This window comes from Chryseobacterium sp. Chry.R1 (genome assembly GCF_039645525.1).
Lineage (GTDB): Bacteria > Bacteroidota > Bacteroidia > Flavobacteriales > Weeksellaceae > Chryseobacterium > Chryseobacterium proteolyticum.
The window spans coordinates 4,779,530-4,799,972 of record NZ_CP151793.1 but is presented as its reverse complement, the minus strand read 5'-3'; the positions used below and the strand labels follow the sequence as shown (position 1 = coordinate 4,799,972).

At 38.0% G+C, this 20,443-nt stretch carries 9 protein-coding genes, 2 tRNA genes and 3 rRNA genes; 9 read left to right on the top strand and 5 right to left on the bottom strand.

The features are described from left to right. Window positions 1-249: 249 nt before the first annotated feature. The 6 genes from AAEU33_RS21340 (at window position 250) to rrf (ending at window position 6,945) form a co-directional block, all read left to right on the top strand. Window positions 250-1,164 carry a metallophosphoesterase gene (locus tag AAEU33_RS21340; protein ID WP_345990231.1) on the top strand — a complete coding sequence of 305 codons (915 nt, stop codon included), beginning with the start codon at window positions 250-252 and terminating at the stop codon, window positions 1,162-1,164. A gap of 587 nt (window positions 1,165-1,751) precedes the next feature. After that, window positions 1,752-3,265: ribosomal RNA gene (locus AAEU33_RS21335) — 16S ribosomal RNA — on the top strand. A 214-nt stretch (window positions 3,266-3,479) separates the two neighbouring features. After that, window positions 3,480-3,553 (top strand) — tRNA-Ile (locus tag AAEU33_RS21330). An 85-nt stretch (window positions 3,554-3,638) separates the two neighbouring features. After that, window positions 3,639-3,715, top strand: a tRNA-Ala gene (locus AAEU33_RS21325). A gap of 154 nt (window positions 3,716-3,869) precedes the next feature. Continuing rightward, a 23S ribosomal RNA gene (locus tag AAEU33_RS21320) occupies window positions 3,870-6,620 on the top strand. 216 nt (window positions 6,621-6,836) lie between these two features. Continuing rightward, window positions 6,837-6,945: ribosomal RNA gene (rrf, locus tag AAEU33_RS21315) — 5S ribosomal RNA — on the top strand. The 16S, 23S and 5S rRNA genes sit together here with 2 tRNA genes alongside, the layout of an rRNA operon. 188 nt (window positions 6,946-7,133) lie before the next feature. On the opposite strand, the gene AAEU33_RS21310 is transcribed toward rrf, so the two are convergent. After that, the gene (locus AAEU33_RS21310; protein ID WP_345990229.1) at window positions 7,134-7,928 is read right to left on the bottom strand and encodes a hypothetical protein; all 795 of its coding nucleotides are present in this window, start codon (window positions 7,926-7,928) and stop codon (window positions 7,134-7,136) included. A gap of 175 nt (window positions 7,929-8,103) precedes the next feature. Beyond that, window positions 8,104-10,242: a S46 family peptidase gene (locus AAEU33_RS21305; protein ID WP_345990228.1), complete on the bottom strand. Its 2,139-nt coding sequence runs from the start codon at window positions 10,240-10,242 to the stop codon at window positions 8,104-8,106. A 160-nt stretch (window positions 10,243-10,402) separates the two neighbouring features. Between AAEU33_RS21305 and AAEU33_RS21300 the strand changes: the two genes are divergently transcribed. Next, window positions 10,403-10,885, top strand: a complete 483-nt coding sequence (locus AAEU33_RS21300; protein ID WP_345990226.1) for a copper resistance protein NlpE — start codon at window positions 10,403-10,405, stop codon at window positions 10,883-10,885. 25 nt (window positions 10,886-10,910) lie between these two features. On the opposite strand, the gene AAEU33_RS21295 is transcribed toward AAEU33_RS21300, so the two are convergent. The 3 genes from AAEU33_RS21295 to ligA form a co-directional block, all read right to left on the bottom strand. After that, window positions 10,911-11,558, bottom strand: coding sequence for an MgtC/SapB family protein (locus AAEU33_RS21295; protein WP_172284681.1), 648 nt, complete (start codon window positions 11,556-11,558; stop codon window positions 10,911-10,913). Between the two features lie 114 nt (window positions 11,559-11,672). Further along, the gene (locus AAEU33_RS21290) at window positions 11,673-13,955 is read right to left on the bottom strand and encodes a T9SS type A sorting domain-containing protein (RefSeq protein ID WP_345990224.1); all 2,283 of its coding nucleotides are present in this window, start codon (window positions 13,953-13,955) and stop codon (window positions 11,673-11,675) included. 107 nt (window positions 13,956-14,062) lie between these two features. Next, window positions 14,063-16,069: an NAD-dependent DNA ligase LigA gene (gene ligA, locus AAEU33_RS21285; RefSeq protein ID WP_172276496.1), complete on the bottom strand. Its 2,007-nt coding sequence runs from the start codon at window positions 16,067-16,069 to the stop codon at window positions 14,063-14,065. Between the two features lie 242 nt (window positions 16,070-16,311). On the opposite strand from ligA, the gene AAEU33_RS21280 reads away from it, so the two are divergent. Next, window positions 16,312-19,386 carry a carboxypeptidase-like regulatory domain-containing protein gene (locus AAEU33_RS21280; protein WP_345990222.1) on the top strand — a complete coding sequence of 1,025 codons (3,075 nt, stop codon included), beginning with the start codon at window positions 16,312-16,314 and terminating at the stop codon, window positions 19,384-19,386. A gap of 64 nt (window positions 19,387-19,450) precedes the next feature. Beyond that, window positions 19,451-20,197 (top strand): glycerophosphodiester phosphodiesterase family protein, encoded by a 747-nt coding sequence (locus AAEU33_RS21275; RefSeq protein ID WP_172276502.1) that lies wholly within the window; start codon window positions 19,451-19,453, stop codon window positions 20,195-20,197. Window positions 20,198-20,443 lie beyond the last annotated feature (246 nt).

Below are 20,443 nucleotides of genomic sequence, written 5' to 3'. Positions count from 1 at the left end.
AATTCGGGGTTTACTATTTCATAACCTTTGATTAAAAATATAAGCTATGCTTTTTCTGCATTATTGAACACTGCAGTAAAAAATTAATGGGAGCTTAACAATTTTATAATATGTAAGAAATTCTTATTTGTAAATATTGAGTCAAATTTGTCCACCGAAATATTATTAGTATTCTGTATATGGAACTTTTGCTGTATTGTCTTTGAAGATAAAATTATATAGAATGCTGGTATCAGAGAAGCATTGACTATGAAAAGAAGAAAATTTTTGACAAATATTCCGCTTGCCGTTTCAGGGGTACTTCTGGGAGGACCTGCAGCTAGCTTGCTGGCACAAGCTCCGAAGGAAGATATAAACAAAAAAAAGAAACTGCTGTTTACGGTAGCTCACATTACAGACGTACACTTACCGGCAGATCCTAAAATAATGGAAAGGTTTGTAAAATGTCTTAAAGAAATTAAAAACAGGAAAGTAGATTTCTTCCTTAACACAGGAGACTCCATTATGGCTGTGGACCGGGAAAACTCTACCCGTCAGGAAGTATATGACCAGTGGAATGCCTGGGATAACTGTATGAAGGAAATTGCAGACTATGATATGTATAGTTGCGTCGGAAATCACGACATCTGGTGGGCAGGTGAAAAATCAGATGAAATGCATGGAGTTCCCTATGCGGCCAAAAGACTTAAAATGCCTAAGCGTTATTACAGTACTAAAAAAGAGAAATGGCATTTTATAATGTTGGATGGCAATAACTCTGGTATTACCCTGGATCCTGAACAAATGAACTGGCTGAAACAACAATTAGAAAATATTCCGCAGGGAGAATATGCATTAATTATGTCGCATTATCCTATACTTACGGTTACAGGATCCTGGGAAGGAGGGCAGCATAAAGACCATAATGCATTGAAAGACTTGTTTTATAAGCATAAAGATAAAGTGAAAGGCTGTCTTAGTGGTCATCAGCATCTCCTCGACAGAGCATGGTATAATGATGTATATTATTTCTGTAATGGAGCTATGTCAGGATTTTGGTGGGGGGAAGGAGACAAGCGTTCCGCGAAACCTTTCTATTATCAGGAAACACCACCGGGATATGCTATATTAAAATTTTATGATGACGGCTCATTTGAGAATGAATACATAATTCATCATTATTAATATATATATAATGTAAACAGAGACTGGCTTTTTAAGTCAGTCTCTGTTTTTACAGTACTTTATAAACATTCTGAAATCTGGATTGTCTTATTATTTTTAATTTTCTCAATACCAATTAAAAGTTTTGGCTCCGGTAGTCAATAAGTTATGGATATTATGTTAAAAAAGTTTATCAAAAGCTTGGCCGGTATCATTAAAGTTTATACTTTTGCCCCACTGAAAACGAGAGATAGTAGGTAGCGCAGAAGAGGGTAATTATAAACGAAGATTTAAAAAAATAAATAATAATTTATTTTGAAAATTGAGAAAAGTTTGTATCTTTGCAGTCCCAATTAAGGGAGCGCGGAGTAAAATTGAGATAAGTGTTAGAGAGGGATTAAGGTTACAGAAAAAACTTTAAAATTTTCTTCAAAAACATTTGGTCAGTTCAAAAACATTAATTACTTTTGCACTCGCAAATCTAAAGCAATAACGACAGAAAAAAAGCTTTAGAGAAAAGCGGAAGAAGAGAGATCATTGAAATACAATATAACAACCAAGTAAGGAAAAACTAAAGCGTCAAAACTTTGAGTGAGTCAGACAAACATACAATGGAGAGTTTGATCCTGGCTCAGGATGAACGCTAGCGGGAGGCCTAACACATGCAAGCCGAGCGGTATAGATCTTTCGGGATCTAGAGAGCGGCGCACGGGTGCGGAACACGTGTGCAACCTACCTTTATCAGGGGATAGCCTTTCGAAAGGAAGATTAATACCCCATAATATATTTGATGGCATCATTAGATATTGAAAACTCCGGTGGATAGAGATGGGCACGCGCAAGATTAGATAGTTGGTGAGGTAACGGCTCACCAAGTCAATGATCTTTAGGGGGCCTGAGAGGGTGATCCCCACACTGGTACTGAGACACGGACCAGACTCCTACGGGAGGCAGCAGTGAGGAATATTGGACAATGGGTGAGAGCCTGATCCAGCCATCCCGCGTGAAGGATGACGGCCCTATGGGTTGTAAACTTCTTTTGTATAGGGATAAACCTACCCTCGTGAGGGTAGCTGAAGGTACTATACGAATAAGCACCGGCTAACTCCGTGCCAGCAGCCGCGGTAATACGGAGGGTGCAAGCGTTATCCGGATTTATTGGGTTTAAAGGGTCCGTAGGCGGACTCGTAAGTCAGTGGTGAAATCTCATAGCTTAACTATGAAACTGCCATTGATACTGCGGGTCTTGAGTAAGGTAGAGGTAGCTGGAATAAGTAGTGTAGCGGTGAAATGCATAGATATTACTTAGAACACCAATTGCGAAGGCAGGTTACCATGCCTTAACTGACGCTGATGGACGAAAGCGTGGGGAGCGAACAGGATTAGATACCCTGGTAGTCCACGCCGTAAACGATGCTAACTCGTTTTTGGGTTTTCGGATTCAGAGACTAAGCGAAAGTGATAAGTTAGCCACCTGGGGAGTACGAACGCAAGTTTGAAACTCAAAGGAATTGACGGGGCCCGCACAAGCGGTGGATTATGTGGTTTAATTCGATGATACGCGAGGAACCTTACCAAGGCTTAAATGGGAAATGACAGGCTTAGAAATAGGCTTTTCTTCGGACATTTTTCAAGGTGCTGCATGGTTGTCGTCAGCTCGTGCCGTGAGGTGTTAGGTTAAGTCCTGCAACGAGCGCAACCCCTGTCACTAGTTGCCATCATTCAGTTGGGGACTCTAGTGAGACTGCCTACGCAAGTAGAGAGGAAGGTGGGGATGACGTCAAATCATCACGGCCCTTACGCCTTGGGCCACACACGTAATACAATGGCCAGTACAGAGGGCTGCTACCAGGCGACTGGATGCTAATCTCGAAAGCTGGTCTCAGTTCGGATTGGAGTCTGCAACTCGACTCTATGAAGCTGGAATCGCTAGTAATCGCGCATCAGCCATGGCGCGGTGAATACGTTCCCGGGCCTTGTACACACCGCCCGTCAAGCCATGGAAGTCTGGGGTACCTGAAGTCGGTGACCGTAACAGGAGCTGCCTAGGGTAAAACAGGTAACTAGGGCTAAGTCGTAACAAGGTAGCCGTACCGGAAGGTGCGGCTGGAACATCTCATTTTAGAGCGTTGAAGAACGTTAAACAAAATAACGGTACTTAAATGTATCATGTACTTACTTAAAGAGAAGCTTTAGTTTTTTATTTGGTTGATATATAAAAAAAATACAACACCCACTAGAAATTAGTAAAGGGAAGAGATTTAGAAAAGAAGTTAGAAATTAGAAGTTAGAGATTAGTCTAACATCTGATATCTAAAATCTAACATCTAAAACAAAGTCTCGTAGCTCAGCTGGTTAGAGCGCTACACTGATAATGTAGAGGTCGGCAGTTCGAGCCTGCCCGAGACTACTAATTATAAGACGGGAAGACATCAGATATAAGACATGAGACATTAAGTCTGAGATCTAGGATCTGATATCTGAAGTCTACTAGAGGGGAATTAGCTCAGCTGGCTAGAGCGCCTGCCTTGCACGCAGGAGGTCAAGGGTTCGACTCCCTTATTCTCCACCATCATAGATGGTTTAATTTTAAAAAAGCAGATAGAGCCAAAAACAATATTTGCGAATTAGATCAGAAGTAGAAATACGATCATTGACATTAACGGTAAAGACATCACAAAGAGAAAACCGAGCACTTATAAGTGCTTGAGTAACCTAAAAATAGGAAAGAAATCGTTAAGGGCGTATGGCGGATGCCTAGGCTTTCAGAGGCGACGAAGGACGTGGTAAGCTGCGAAAAGCTGCGGGGATTGGCACACACGAATTGATCCGCAGATGTCCGAATGGGGCAACCCAATACATTGAAGATGTATTACCTCGTAAGAGGAGCAAACCCGGAGAACTGAAACATCTAAGTACCCGGAGGAAAAGAAATCGAAGAGATTCCGTAAGTAGTGGCGAGCGAAAGCGGATTAGCCCAAAAGTCTTTATATATTTAGAAGAACGTACTGGAAAGTGCGGCCATAGACGGTGATAGCCCGGTATTCGAAAGGTATATATAGATGATAAATGAGTAGGGCGGGACACGTGAAATCCTGTCTGAATATGGGGGACCATCCTCCAAGGCTAAATACTCCTGAAAGACCGATAGTGAACAAGTACTGTGAAGGAAAGGTGAAAAGCACTTCGAATAGAAGGGTGAAATAGAACCTGAAACCGTACGCCTACAAGCGGTCGGAGCCCACAAGTTGGGTGACGGCGTGCCTTTTGCATAATGAGCCTACGAGTTAATTTTACTAGCGAGGTTAAGGACTTCAGGTCCGGAGCCGGAGCGAAAGCGAGTCTGAATAGGGCGTATAGTTAGTAGGATTAGACGCGAAACCTTGTGATCTACCCATGGGCAGGTTGAAGCTCTGGTAACACAGAGTGGAGGACCGAACCGGTTGACGTTGAAAAGTCTTCGGATGACCTGTGGGTAGGGGTGAAAGGCCAATCAAACTGGGAGATAGCTCGTACTCCCGAAATGCATTTAGGTGCAGCGTTGATTATAAGTTTATTAGAGGTAGAGCTACTGATTGGATGCGGGGGTTTCACCGCCTACCAATTCCTGACAAACTCCGAATGCTAATAAATGTTGATCAGCAGTGAGGGCGTGGGTGCTAAGGTCCATGTCCGAGAGGGAAAGAACCCAGACCAACAGCTAAGGTCCCCAAATATATGTTAAGTTGAAGCAACGCGGTTGGACTGCATTGACAGCTAGGATGTTGGCTTGGAAGCAGCCATTCATTTAAAGAGTGCGTAACAGCTCACTAGTCGAGCGGTCCGGCATGGATAATAATCGGGCATAAACATATTACCGAAGCTATGGATTTGTACAATGTACATCTGGTAGGGGAGCATTCTGTTTGCGCCGAAGCAGTATCGTGAGGTATTGTGGAGCGGACAGAAAAGAAAATGTAGGCATAAGTAACGATAAAGGGGCGAGAAACCCCCTCACCGAAAGACTAAGGTTTCCTCAGCCATGCTAATCAGCTGAGGGTTAGTCGGGACCTAACGCGAACCCGAAAGGGGTAGTGGATGGACAATGGGTTAATATTCCCATACTTGCTCACACTAAAAAGGGGACGGAGTGCCGTACCTGCTGGAGACTGACGGAATAGTCAAGGCCTAGCCTTCGGGCGAAGCTGCTGCAGGGAAAGTGCTTCCAAGAAAAGCCGAAGTGAAGCAACCCGTACCAAAACCGACACAGGTAGTCGAGGAGAGAATCCTAAGGTGCTCGAGTGAGTCGTGGCTAAGGAACTAGGCAAAATAGTCTCGTAACTTCGGAAGAAGAGACGCCATCAGCAATGGTGGCCGCAGTGAAGAGGCCCAGGCGACTGTTTATCAAAAACACAGGACTCTGCTAAATCGAAAGATGCTGTATAGGGTCTGACACCTGCCCGGTGCTGGAAGGTTAAGGAAGGGCGTTAGCGTAAGCGAAGCGTTTGACTGAAGCCCCAGTAAACGGCGGCCGTAACTATAACGGTCCTAAGGTAGCGAAATTCCTTGTCGGGTAAGTTCCGACCTGCACGAATGGTGTAACGATCTGGGCACTGTCTCAGCCACGAGCTCGGTGAAATTGTAGTATCGGTGAAGATGCCGATTACCCGCAATGGGACGAAAAGACCCTGTGAACCTTTACTATAACTTCGTATTGACTTTGAGTAAGTAATGTGTAGGATAGGTGGGAGACTATGAAGCAGGCACGCTAGTGTTTGTGGAGTCAACGTTGAAATACCACCCTTTACTTACTTGGAGCCTAACTTCCTTTAGGAAGGACATTGCGTGGTGGGTAGTTTGACTGGGGTGGTCGCCTCCAAAAGAGTAACGGAGGCTTTCAAAGGTACCCTCAGCACGCTTGGTAACCGTGCGTAGAGTGTAATGGCATAAGGGTGCTTGACTGTGAGACCTACAAGTCGATCAGGTGCGAAAGCAGGACATAGTGATCCGGTGGTTCCGTATGGAAGGGCCATCGCTCATAGGATAAAAGGTACTCCGGGGATAACAGGCTAGTCTCCCCAAGAGCTCACATCGACGGGGAGGTTCGGCACCTCGATGTCGGCTCGTCACATCCTGGGGCTGGAGAAGGTCCCAAGGGTTGGGCTGTTCGCCCATTAAAGTGGCACGCGAGCTGGGTTCAGAACGTCGTGAGACAGTTCGGTCTCTATCTATTGCGGGCGTTAGATGTTTGAGAGGGCTTGATTCTAGTACGAGAGGACCGAATTGAACAAACCTCTGGTGTATCAGTTGTACCGCCAGGTGCACCGCTGAGTAGCTATGTTTGGAAGAGATAAGCACTGAAAGCATATAAGTGCGAAACTCGCCTCAAGATGAGACATCTTTTAAGGGTCGTGGGAGATGACCACGTTGATAGGCTACAGGTGTAAAGTTGGTAACAGCATAGCCGAGTAGTACTAATTACCCGTAGATTTATAGCCTATTATTATGAATGATAAGTAATAAGCGATGAATGATTATCAATCATCATTTATCAACCATCAATCATAGCTCAGGCCTTATAAGTGCAATACTGGTTTTGCCTTTGTGATGAAATTTACCGATAAAACAGATGTCAGATACAAGACATCAGATAAGAGACTTTATAATAGGTCTGAAATCTGAAATCTATCCTCTGATATCTTATATACCTTCTTTAGGGTGGTTTTAGCGGTGGGGCTCACCTGTTCCCATTCCGAACACAGAAGTTAAGCCCACCAGCGCCGATGGTACTGCGACAAGCGGGAGAGTAGGTCGCCGCCAGTTTTTATTAAAAGTCTCATACATGAATTTGTATGAGACTTTTTTGTTTTTATATCTATACATATCTATACCTACTACACCATACCATAGCAATAAAAGATAAATGATCATTGATGAATTATAAATGATAAAAGATCATCCATCAAATATCAATCATCATTTATTATTTATCATTCATAATTCTTCACTCCTCACTGGTATCTGCTAAACGACTTCTCTACAATTTCTCTAGCATTCTTTTCTACATTCTGATAAGAATAAAAGCCGTAGATGGTATCGTAGTTTATTTCTTCAAAACGTCTTTCGATTCTTTTAATTTCATTCAAAGGAAGAGGAATTCTGTTGGGATAGCTTCTCATTGTGGCAAAATGATTCATGGATGGGGAAAGATACATGGTATCTCCGATCAAAAGCGTTCCGTTTTCGCTCATCCATGGTATTTCTATGACAGAACTTCCCTCAAAATGGCCACCAATATTGTGAAGCTTTAATTGATCCCATAGATTAAGCTGATGACCGGTCCAGTATTCTACAAAATCACCTCCATTTACAACCCATTCTTTATCGTTTTCATGAATATAAATTTTAGAATTAAAGGTATCTGCCCACATTTTCATATTGGAATAATAGTGCGGATGAGAGAAAGTGATAGCTTTTAAGCCTCCTTTAGAATTAATAAATGCAATAGCCGCTTCATCAAGAAGGGGAATGCAATCCCATAATATATTTCCGTTTTTAGAAAGTACCAGCAAGGCCCGCTGTCCAATAGAAAACCTCGGATTAACAACCAGTTCGTAAAGGTTATTATTTAGTTTTTTAATTTTTATGCTATGCTTTTCCAGAAGCTTTTCATGGGTAGTCCACGATTGTCCACTTTGAGGGACTGATTGTCTTTCGTCATTACAAATTAGGCAAATATTGCCCTGATAGCTTTCCGGATATTGTATACCACATTCCGTACACATTTTAAGATGGTTATCATTCATAAAAAAGTTTTTATTAAAAATACATACTGTTCAGTGATCGGTATGTTATTTTATATAGATTTTACCTATCCTTAAATTGCGCTTAACTGCTCCTGGATAAGGGAAGATTATCTTTTCAATTAAAAACCCTATCTAACTTTAGATAGGGTTTAAAACATCTTATTATGGATAAGAATTATTTGATAACTTTCATTTCATCAATCAGCCACTTGGAATCGGCAAATTTTTCAATGATGAATAGAATGTACTTGGTGTCAACCATGATGTTTCTGCTAAAACGGGGGTCATAATTAATATCACTCATAGTTCCTTCCCATTGTCTGTCGAAATTTAATCCTACTAGATTTCCGTAAGCATCAAGAGCCGGACTTCCTGAGTTTCCTCCTGTGGTATGATTGGTTGCCGTAAATCCTACAGGAACATCACCTCCCTTATCTTTATAATTTCCAAAATCTTTTTTATTGTAAAGATCGATTAACTTTTTAGGAACATCAAATTCATAATCTCCCGGAATGTATTTTTCTATAACTCCTGCCAAATGGGTTTGATACCCGTAAGAAACAGCATCTCTCGGATTTGAACCTTTTACTTTACCGTAAGTCACACGAAGTGTGGAGTTGGCATCAGGGAAGAATTTTCTGTCTTTATCGGTCGACATTTGCTGTTGCATGAATTTTTTCTGCAGCGCATCAATTTTTGTCTGGATTGTGGTATACTGTGGATCAGCTGTTTTTGAATAAGTGTCTTTGATATTTGAAAATAATTGATAAACAGGATCTTTTTTTAATGTTCTTACCAGTTTATCCTGATTAGAAAATGCCTTGTCAATATCTGCACTTAAAGAAGCTCCATTTACAGCTGTTCTACCGGTAATGATAGAGTTTTTAGAAATCTCTTCGATATTCTGAATGTTCTGTGCTTCGTTTTTAAATTTATCAAATCCCGCTGGTAAAAACTGAGCGGTTGTTTTGTTGGCATACAGGGCAAGGAGCTTTGCAGTTACTTTTGCATCAAGCTCAGGACTGTAATCTTTATAGAAAGAAGTCAGCTTATTTTTAAAGGCTGTAATCTCTTTCTCATCCATTCTTCCTGCTTCTACGGATAGGATATAGTTGGAATACATATTAGCTAATGCTAAGGTCTCTGCATTTTTAATTAACTCAGAATAATAGGCATTATTTAAAGCATAAGGAGCCTGCTCAGTGTATAGTTTATTCAGCTGGTCTAATGTTGTTTTGATTTCCGGATTTTTAGCTACCAGAGATCCTTCGTACATTACTTTCTTTTCTACAGCATTAGACTTTTTCAGACCTTCTACTTCTCCAATCCATTTTTTCCAGTAATTTGCCACTGAAGCATATTTAGAAGCATATTTAATACGTGTTGCATTGTCCACACGCATTTTTTCATCCAAAGTCTTTAAAGCGACATCGCGGACTGCAATTTTTGCAGGATCAATCTCATTCATGATTTTTTCAACTGCAATTGATGGAAGATACTCAGTGGTTTTTCCAGGAAAGCCAAATACAAATGTGAAATCATTTTCATTCTTATCCTTGATGGAAACAGGTAGAAAATGTTTAGGTACATAAGGAACATTATCTTTGGAATATTCTGCAGGCTTATTGTTTTTATCTGCATAAATTCTGAACATAGAGAAATCTCCCGTATGCCTTGGCCATACCCAGTTATCCGTATCACTTCCGAATTTCCCTATACTTTGTGGCGGTGCTCCTACCAAACGGATGTCTTTATAAGTTTCTATTGTATACGCATAGTATTTATTTCCATAATACATAGGCTTTACAGTGATAGACTGATAATTTTCTGTTTTTTGAGAATTTTTGTATATCTCAATATTGTTGTTGATTTTTTTTGAAAGATCAGGTTCGGAAAGATGATCCGTACCCTCCAGAATTTGATTGGTTACTTCTTTGATATCTACAATAAAATCTACTTTTAATCCGGGATTAGGAAGCTCGGTGCTCATATTCGTTGCCCAGAATCCATTGGAAAGGAGATCATTTTGTACTGTAGAATGTGCCTGAATTTGTCCGAAGCCACAGTGATGATTGGTTAATAAAAGTCCTTTAGGAGAAATAATTTCTGCTGTACAGCCACCGTTAAATTGAACAACGGCATCCTTAATACTGGCCTTTTGAGGATTGAAGATGTCTTTTGCAGAGATTTTCATTCCCAGGTCTTTCATTTCCTTTTCATTCAGCTCCGTTGGAATCCACATTCCCCCATATTGTTGGGCAAAAGCCATTGCGGCAGGCAAAAGAAATGCAGATAAAAGTATCTTTTTTATCATAATCAAAAATTTTGTCCAATTTACGAAGAAAATTAAGATTATAAGTTACAAGTCATGCTGAAAACGAGGTAGATTCATAGATAATGGCATTTAATATTTTGTATTAAAAAATATAATGGGATGGATTCCGTTATTTAATAACCAGTAACAAATAATATTTATGGAAAACAAAATTTTTTTATCCGGAACTGTACTGGCCATATTACTGGCTTCATGTTCACCCAAAGAAAAACAAAGAGAAATATTTTCTGCCCCGGAAACAGATTCAGCTTCGATCCAAAAACCATTGGATTCAGTGGCTGGCAAAGCTTTGATTGATGAGCATAACTCTCAGAATTCATTGGATTGGAACGGAACTTATGAGGCTGTGGTTCCATGTGCAGATTGCCCAGGGATCAAAACTTCTCTTACATTGAATAAGGATAATACGTTCCATATTACAGAAGAATATATCGACAGAAAATCAAAGAATGAAGATAAAGGAACCTTGGAGTGGGATAAAACGGGCAGTATTGTGACTTTAAAAGGAAAATCCGCTAATTACAAATACAAGGTCGGTGAAAACCATCTTACTCAGCTTGATTTGGATGGAAAGGAAATTACCGGTCCCAATAAAGATCTGTATGTTTTCAATAAAAAATAAAGGCTGCTGCCTTTATTTTTTTATTTTAAAATTGATAGGACATAATTTTAGGGTCATTCATCATTTGCTTAATCAGAAGTTCATGTTGCCGGGTATTCCCCGTAAGTCTCCAGGTCGTAATTAAACTGTCTTTGGAATATTGCTGTCTCATGATAAGAAACTTTAAATGATTATTCCTGAATAATTCCTCACAATGACTGATGTGATCAGAAGCGGAGATAGATATTTTATATTCCCTGATTTTATGATTATTGTCGATAAAATTCTGCAAATAACTTAACGAGCTCAAGACAAGAAGGACCAATGTAGTGCCCAGCAACGAAAAGTATACATATCCTGAACCCACAGCCATTCCTATTGAAGCAGTTGCCCAGATGGTTGTTGCCGTTGTAATTCCATCGATTTTATTATCTCCTTTGAAAATAACTCCTGCTCCCAAGAAACCTATACCGGTAATAATATTGGCTGCCAGACGATCTGGATTCTGAACTCCTATTTTGATTGATAATATGGTGAAAAGACAAGATCCGAAACATACCAGAATAAATGTGCGGAGTCCTGCAGACTTATTTCTATATTCACGTTCAGCACCGATAAAAAGCCCGAGCATAACTGAAATAAATATCAGTATCAGTTCATTTTGAATGGAATAGTGATCTTGTAGAAAATCCATGGGTGTATAATTAAAACCTTGAATAAAAATACAATAAATTCTTACGTGATCGTTCAAGCATATAAAAAAAGACTGCTTCTTAAGGCAGTCTTTCGTTTATTGATGTAAAGTGATTTAATTTTTTATGAATTTCTGTACCATAACCTGATCTTTTGTAAACAATCTGATCATATAGCTTCCTTTAGCAAGTTCAGAGATATTGACAGAATTATTGCTTACGCTTATTGAATTTAAAATCCTTCCTGCTGTATCAAAGATTTCTGCCTTTACAATTTTCTCTTTTGACTTAATGAATAAAACATCTTTTACCGGATTCGGATAGATACTGAACTGGTCTTTATCATTAGTAATTTCGGATGTTCCTAAGGTATTCTGAACAGAAGTTGTAGCAGTATTCGTAATGATAGGCGCATTATAATCAAAATAGATCTTGGCTGTATTACTGAAACTATCTCCGATAACCAAATTAGATTTTGTTTTGATTTTAAATGAAACATATCCGTCATTATTCGCATTATCAAAAGGAAGCTGAATGTTTTCAAAAATAAATTCGACTACATTTCCATTGATTCTCGTTACAAAATTATGGCTTCCATTAAGAGGAATCAAACTGGATAAATCGAATTTCGTAAGATCAATTTCGTCTTTTACTACAATATTTTTCGCATTGGCTGTCCCTGTATTTTCAAATCTGATTAGGTAATGAACGTAATCTCCAACTTTTGCTTGTGCAATTGAGGTTCCTTCAAGGCATGTTTTGTCATTGGGATCAAAAGAATTAACTACAGGTTGATTTAAAGTAAATATATTATCTGTTGGTGTATCATCTGTACCTCCATTAATCTGTGCTGTGTAGTGCAATAGATCTCCGCCATTTAAGGGTGGTGTTTGTGTTGGTGTGTTTAATGTAAAGGTTAATGTAATTTCTTTAGTCTCGAAGGGTAAAATATTGGTAAAATTCCAGGATAATATTCCAGTTGACTGAGTGTTTGGAGCAATCGTGGAGTTTAGATAATTCATTAGATTGTCATCAAAATTATAAACCAAAGTTCCCGATTGTGATGTGTTACCTTTATTTTTGAAAAAAACTTTATATTTTGTATCAAAACCTGGTACAGCAGCAGTCACAGGAATAATGATAATTTCTAGATCGTTATGTGTTCCATTGGCGGACATGCAAAAATTTTGAGTAAGGGGACTTGTTTGTGTAGGAAAATTTGCAGTTACATTTGTTGGTGAAATATTAAAATAAGTAGGGTTTTCTAATACAGGTGTAATGGTATAATTGCCGGCTTGAACTGGAATTGAATAATTTCCTGAAGCATTTGCTATCATATTACCGGCATTATAAGGATTTGTTATTGAGAATTTTTGAAACGCTTTTATAGGATCATTGATGTCACAACCATTATTATTGGAATCATATTTCGTGCTTCCCTGTATGGTATAAGAATTTCCTCCGGGAGCAAAAGAACAATATGAGTTTAATACAACATTAGGCTGATTGTAATAATTGACCAGTGCATTTATCGCTCCCAACTCGATATCATCAACGCATATATAACTTAAACTTGGTGTGTTTGAAAAATATGGAGTTGCTCCTTGAGTATAGTTATTTTTTCCGTTCTTAATATTAAAGCTTACGAGATTGGGATTATTAGAAAAATTAAAATTACCAAGCTGTGTAAGTTGTCCCACATCAATTGTAGTAAAAAGATTATAATCAATATATAAATTTGCCACATTAGGAGCCTCCCCAAACGGAATGGTTACAAGCTTATTATGTGAGGCAACAATGTTTGTCAAATTATTATTGTTATTTAAAATTAATGTTGTAATTAAATTATTATTACATTCTAAAGTGACCAGATTTGGGAAATTGGAAATATCTACCGATACTAATTGATTTCCACTACATGAGAGACTTTGTAGATTGGGGGAGTTAGTAATTGAGAAACCAGAAAGTTGATTGTTAGCGATAGATAAAGTCTGCAGACTGTTCAAATTATCAAAAGAAACGTTAGTAAGATTGTTGTTGGCTACATGTATAAGTGTAAGGTTGGATAATCCTGTTATTTGAAGATTAGTCAAAGCATTATTAAAAGCACTTAAAGCCGTAAGATTGGTAAACTGATTGATACCTGTAAGATCAGCAATCATATTACCTGTTTGACCGGGAATAAAAAGTTCTGATACATTCAATGCTTCTGAAACCTGAATTTCACTATCTCCGTTTGTATCAATTACAATTTTTTGGTGGTTATTGTTGTATGCGATCCCGTTTGTTGTGTTTGCTGACAGAAGTTTGGCTTTAAAATTAGCATCTGGAATATTCACAATCTGTGCCTGAAACATAGCAAATATAATCAGAGAAATGATTAAGTAGATTTTTTTCATGTATTACTAGTTAGTAGTTATTTTTTTATTTTAAAAAGCAAAAATAAGCCATCAATAGTATATATCAATGGCTTATTATTTAATTATTGTTAAAATGTCTGTTTTTTTTATTGATTTTCTATCAAATCTAAAAATTGTTGTTCATCAAGGATCTCAATAGTTCCAATATCCTGAGCTTTTTTCAATTTACTGCCGGCTTTTTCGCCCACAACAAGATAATTAAGGTTTTTAGAAACCGCGGAAATATTTTTTCCACCATGTTTTTCCACCATATCCTCTGCAGATTCTCTTGTGAACAGAGACAGTTTTCCGGTGAACAGAAATGTTTTTCCATCCAGAACATGGGATAAAACTTCATTGGTATTTTCTCCTTTTTCAAGCTGAACACCATAGGTTTTTAAGCGTTCGATCATTAAAATATTTTCCGGATTATTGAAGAACGCTTCAATACTATATGCAATTTTACCTCCTATATCTTCCACCTGACACAATTCTTCGGCAGTTGCATTTTTCAGGTCATCAATAGTAGGGAAGTTTTTAACCAGTTTCTTGGCAACTGTTTCTCCTACATGTTTGATACCGATTCCATATAATACTTTCTCAAAAGGAATTTCCTTAGATTTTTCAATTCCTGAGATAATATTTTGTGCCGACTTTTCAGCCATTCTTTCCAGCGGAAGTAATTGCTCTTTGGTTAAAGTGTAAAAGTCTGCCGGATTTTCAATTAATTTTTCCCGGTACAGTTGTTCGATGGTTTCGCTCCCTAAATTTTCTATGTTTAAAGCCTTTCTTGAAACATAATGAATCATTCTTCCTACTACCTGCGGAGGGCAGTGAAGTTCATTCGGGCAGAAATGAATCGCCTGATCTTCCACTTTTATAAGTTCGGTTCCGCATTCAGGGCAATGTTTAATGTATTCGATTTCCCTGCTTTTTTCTGTTCTTTTGTCTTTGTTGACACCCACAATTTTAGGTATAATTTCACCTCCTTTTTCTACATAGACAAAATCGTGTTCATGCAGATCCAGTTTTTTAATGATATCTTCATTATGAAGAGATGCCCTCTTAACAGTGGTTCCTGCCAATAGAACAGGTTTCAGATTAGCTACCGGAGTAATGGCTCCTGTTCTTCCGACCTGATAGGATACACTTTGTAATTCCGTTTCTACTTTTTCTGCTTTAAATTTATAGGCCATTGCCCAGCGAGGTGATTTTGCAGTATATCCAAGCTGTCTCTGCTGTTGTAAAGAATTTACTTTTAATACAATACCATCAATTTCAAAAGGAAGATTATGTCGTTCTGTATCCCAGAAAGTAATGAAATCTTTTACTTCATCTAAAGTTTTACAAAGTTTTGCCTGCTGGGAAGTTTTGAAACCCCAGGTTTGAGCTTTTTGAAGCAATTCCCAATGCGTTTCTGCCGGAATTTCCTCGGAAATAAACTGATACAATACAGAAGAAAGCCCGCGTTTTCTTACCTCGCCACTATCCTGCATTTTCAAACTTCCGCTTGCCGTATTTCGTGGATTCATAAAAGGATCTAATCCTTCTTCCTCTCTTAGTTTATTGATTTTATCGAAATTTTTTCTCGTCAGATATATTTCCCCACGCATGAAAAAACGATACGGAAAATCTCCTTTCAATGTCAAAGGAATATCTGAAATAGTACGTACGTTAGCAGTGATCTCATCTCCCTGGAAACCGTCTCCACGAGTAACTCCCTGTATCAGTTTACCATTTTCATACAAAATAGAAATAGAAGCACCATCATATTTTAATTCTGCAACAAATTCCACGGGGCCGGTAATCGTTTTAATAATTCGCTTTTCCCAGTCTTCAAGATCATCAAAATCATAGGAATTATCCAGGGAATACATTCTGAACTGATGCTGAATAGTAGGAAAGACTTTAGTGATCCCACCTCCAACACGTACACTGGGAGAGTTGGCATCATAAAATTCCGGGTGCTTTGCTTCGAGATCCTGAAGTTCCTTTAATAATTGGTCAAATTCAAAATCTGAAATGGTAGGTTCATCCAGTAAATAATAATTTTCATTATGCTGATGAAGTTCTTTACGAAGCTGTTCTATCTTTTGTTGAATGTTTTCGGACATTGCTATTTTTTCTTTTAAGCAAAAATAGCTAAAACTAATATCATTAAAAAAATAACATAATTAAATAATATGGATACATTAAAAATTTGTAATACATGATAAGTTGTTGATTGCCATTTCTTTATTTTATTTGTTAGTAATAGCTTAACATATTGTTCTAATTTAATTAAAGAAATGTTAAAATTTCCTTAAATAGCAAGCTTGTACAGACCCAATACCTTTGCCCCAGCTAATTTGAAAAGATGAGAAAAGTAAAGATTGTATTGGGATTATTGTTTTTGAGCTTTGGTACAATGGCTTATGCACAGACCACACAGGCATCCATTACCGGAAAAATCACCGGGACTAAAGCCCAGGAAAAAGTAAAGGTAACCATCGTTAATGAGTCTACAGGTTTTAGAACAGAAACTGAAACCAACTCAAAAGGAGAGTATATTTTTAAAGAAATTCCTCTTGGTGGTCCTTATACGGTTATTGTAAACGATGAAAAAAGAGAGGGCTACAATGTCAATTTTGGAGATCAGGTTACCGTAGATGTTAATCTTGGGGATCATGAAAAGGTAATTGAAACTGTAGTTGTAACGGGAAACCTTAAAAACAAGATCGGAAATCTTGGTGCGGCAACAGCTATTTCTGCTAAAAACATGGGGATATTGCCTGTTAATGGAAGAAATTTTACCAATCTTACAGAATTGTCTCCGTTAAGTGGAAAGGGAGGGAATTTATCAGGACAATTAGGATCTTCAACCAACTTTACCATCGATGGAATGACTGCCAAGAATCCAACTTCTGCAGGATCTACAACCAGCCGAAGTGGCGCACCTTATTCCATTTCAATTGAAGCAGTACGTGAATTTAAAATTACGACCAACCAGTATGATGTTACATTGGGAAGAAGTGGAGGAGGTACGGTGAGTGCTGTAACGAAATCAGGAACCAATACCTTTACGGGAAGTGCCTGGGAATATCTAAGAACAGGATGGTTATCCAGCAAATATGATATCAGAGGAAATGAAAGGGTGAACGACTTTTCAACCTCACAGTTCGGGGTATCTTTAGGAGGTCCGATTATTAAAAATAAGTTGCATTTCTTTGCCGCATGGGATCATCAATTGGATTCCAGGCCTTTGATCATTGCAGATGTAAGAACTAAAGATGATGCTTTAAGGTTTAATGTAACCAATGAAACACTTAATCAGGTTTTAAATATTGGGAGAGCTAAATATGGTGTCGGAAATACTCCGCAATTCGGAAGCTTTGATAAAGTAAGGAATTCTGATGCCGGATTCCTGCGTTTAGACTGGCAGATCAACCCTAAAAACTTATTAACCTTAAGAAATAATTTTACTTATGATTTTAATAAAAACGGATTGGCAGATAACACAGCCATCAATTTTTTTGAATCTTATGGAAATGACAAAAACCTGGATAATAGCTTATTATTAACCTTAAGATCAAATCTGAAATCAAATCTCACCAACGAATTAAAAGCACAATATTTATATACTTACCAGAACAGCTATCAGAACAATCAGCTGGGGCATGCTGTTCCAAGGGCAATTGTAGAACGTGTACCGTCTACCATTGATGGAAAGGACCTTACAACCAATATCCAGATCGGCGGACACCGTTTCGGACAGGAAAGCTTTAGAAATAATGTATTCCAGATCGTAGACAATTTATACTATAATACAGATAAGATTAAATACACAGCAGGTATCGACCTGATGTACACGAAATCAAAATCTATTTATGGTAGCGAGGTGAACGGAAGATTTCAATTCTTAGGAATTGATAATTTTAATAACCTTACGCCTTACAGGTTTTACAGAGAGGTTCCTTTAATGGATGATCCTTCTGTAAAATCGAACATTTGGAATGTTGGCGTATATGGTCAGATTCAAACAAAAATTGCTAAAGGACTTGACTTAATGGCTGGTTTAAGGCTGGATTATGGTGGATATCCGAAAGCCGAGCTTAATCAAAAGCTATATGATCAAATGGGAATCAGAACCGATAACCGTATTAAATCATTCGTTATTCAACCCAGATTTCAATTTGACTGGAATATCAATGAAGAAAGTAAAGACTTCTTGAAATTTGGTGCAGGAATCTTCTCTTCGGATATCAACAATTATATGGTGATCAACAACCTTGTATTTGACGGAAGACACTTGGCAACGGTAGATGTGACTGGTAAAGATGTTCCTGTCCCGAACTTCACCAGCTATAGGAATGATTACGGAACTGTTCCTACTTTATCACAATATCAGATTCCTACCATTAATTATACAGGTAAAGATGCTAAAATTCCAATCGTTTATAAGGCGAATATCTCCTATACTCACTTCTTTAATGAAAGATTCAGAGCGGGTGTTGCTGCTTATGCTGCCTTAGGAAGAAATAATTATTTCTATTATGACAGAAACATGGTAGCCAATCCTTATTTTACTTTAAATAATGAAGGGGGAAGAGGTGTTTTTGTTCCTTTGAATACAGTAAATGCCAATGGAACTGTTGATTGGAAAGCAGGCAGAATTAATAATAATTTCGGAAGGGTACTTGAACTTGTAAGCGACGGGAAAGTAAATCAGTTTTCGTTTGTATTTGATACAAGTTACCGTTATTACAAAGATGGAGAAATTACAGCAAGCTACACATGGTCTGATATCAAGGATAATACCTCATATAATGGGAATGTTGCCAATTCTGCAACTTTATCCACAATGGTTGAAAGTGACCCGAGAAATCTGAGAATGACATATTCCGATAATCAGTTCCGTAATAAGGTGGTATTGTATGGGAATTCACCTACCTTCTTTGGATTTACCGTAGGTATACGATATTCAGGGATAGGAGGAACCAGATTCTCAGTGACTTCCGGAGGAAATACGAACGGAGATTTTGTTGATACGAACGATCTGGCATACATATTCCCGAATCTTACACAGACTTTAATTGATAACCCTGAAGTAGGTAAAGCTCTGAAAAACTACATCAGCGACTACAATAACAAAATTGCTGAACGTAATGGAGGTAAGAACGGTTTCTATGGAGTATGGGATATCCGTATTGCTAAGAAGATCAAGTTTGAAAAAATTGGTGGATTTGAACTTTCAGTTGATATTTTTAATGTTGCCAATCTTCTTAATAAAGAGTGGGGAGTGAATAAATCCTATGGAAATACTGCATTGTATAGAATTACCGGATTTGATGCAGCAACGCAACAATATCAATATAAACTGAATACCAGTGGATTAGAGCCTTTATCAGGTAATCCTTACCAGATTCAGTTAGGAGCGAAATATACTTTCTAAAATTTTAATACTACCTTTATGTCAAAGTCCCGGACTTTGACATTTTTAATTATCTGATTATATTATGAAAAATTTTATCTTAGGGTTAGCAGTTTTAAGTACAGTTGCAATGAAGGCACAAACCCAGATTATCGCACACAGAGGTTATTGGCAAACACAACCTCCAACCACCGAAAATTCATTAAAATCGTTGGAGAATGCCCAAAAGCTTAAGATTTATGGAGCTGAATTCGATGTGAGAATGACAAAGGATGGAGTCCTGGTCGTTAACCATGATGAGCACCATGGAAAAATGGAAATTTCCGAAACAGACTTCAAAGAGTTGGAAAAAGTGAAGCTCTCAAACGGTGAAAACTTCCCGACCCTTAAAGATTATCTGAAACAGGGAAAGAAAGATAAGTCTCTTAAGCTGATCGTTGAAATTAAGCCCGATAAGACAAAAGAAAAGGAAGATGAGCTGGTTCAAAAAACAATCAAAACAATAAAGGACCTGAAACTGGAATCTCAGAGTGAATTTATTTCTTTCAGCCTGAATATTTGTAAAGAAATTAAAAAGGCAGAACCGAAATTTAAAGTTCAATACCTTAATGGAGAATTGTCTCCGGAACAGATTAAAAATGAAGGTTTGGACGGGATGGACTATCATTACAGTGTTTTCGACAAAAATCCGACATGGATTTCCGAAGCTAAAGCATTGGGTTTAATTACCAATTCATGGACTGTGAATGATATTGCGGTTTACGAGAAATTAAAAAGCCAGGGAATCGGTTTTATTACAACAAATATTCCTGATCAGTTAAAAGGTAAATAGGCCTTAAAAGTTTATTTAAACGTAGATATTTTTTAGCAGCTTGCCCATGGCAAGCTGCTTTTTTTATAATATACATTCAGATGAGAACGGTTCTGTTGATCAAGTATTTGATTACTAAATTTTTATTGTGATGTGAATGTAATGTATCATAAAAAGACAATAAAGATAATGAAATAAGTTATGCATGTCGCATTAAATAATATTCATTATTTTAATGTGCTGTTAACCAGAAAAGTACAAACCCTT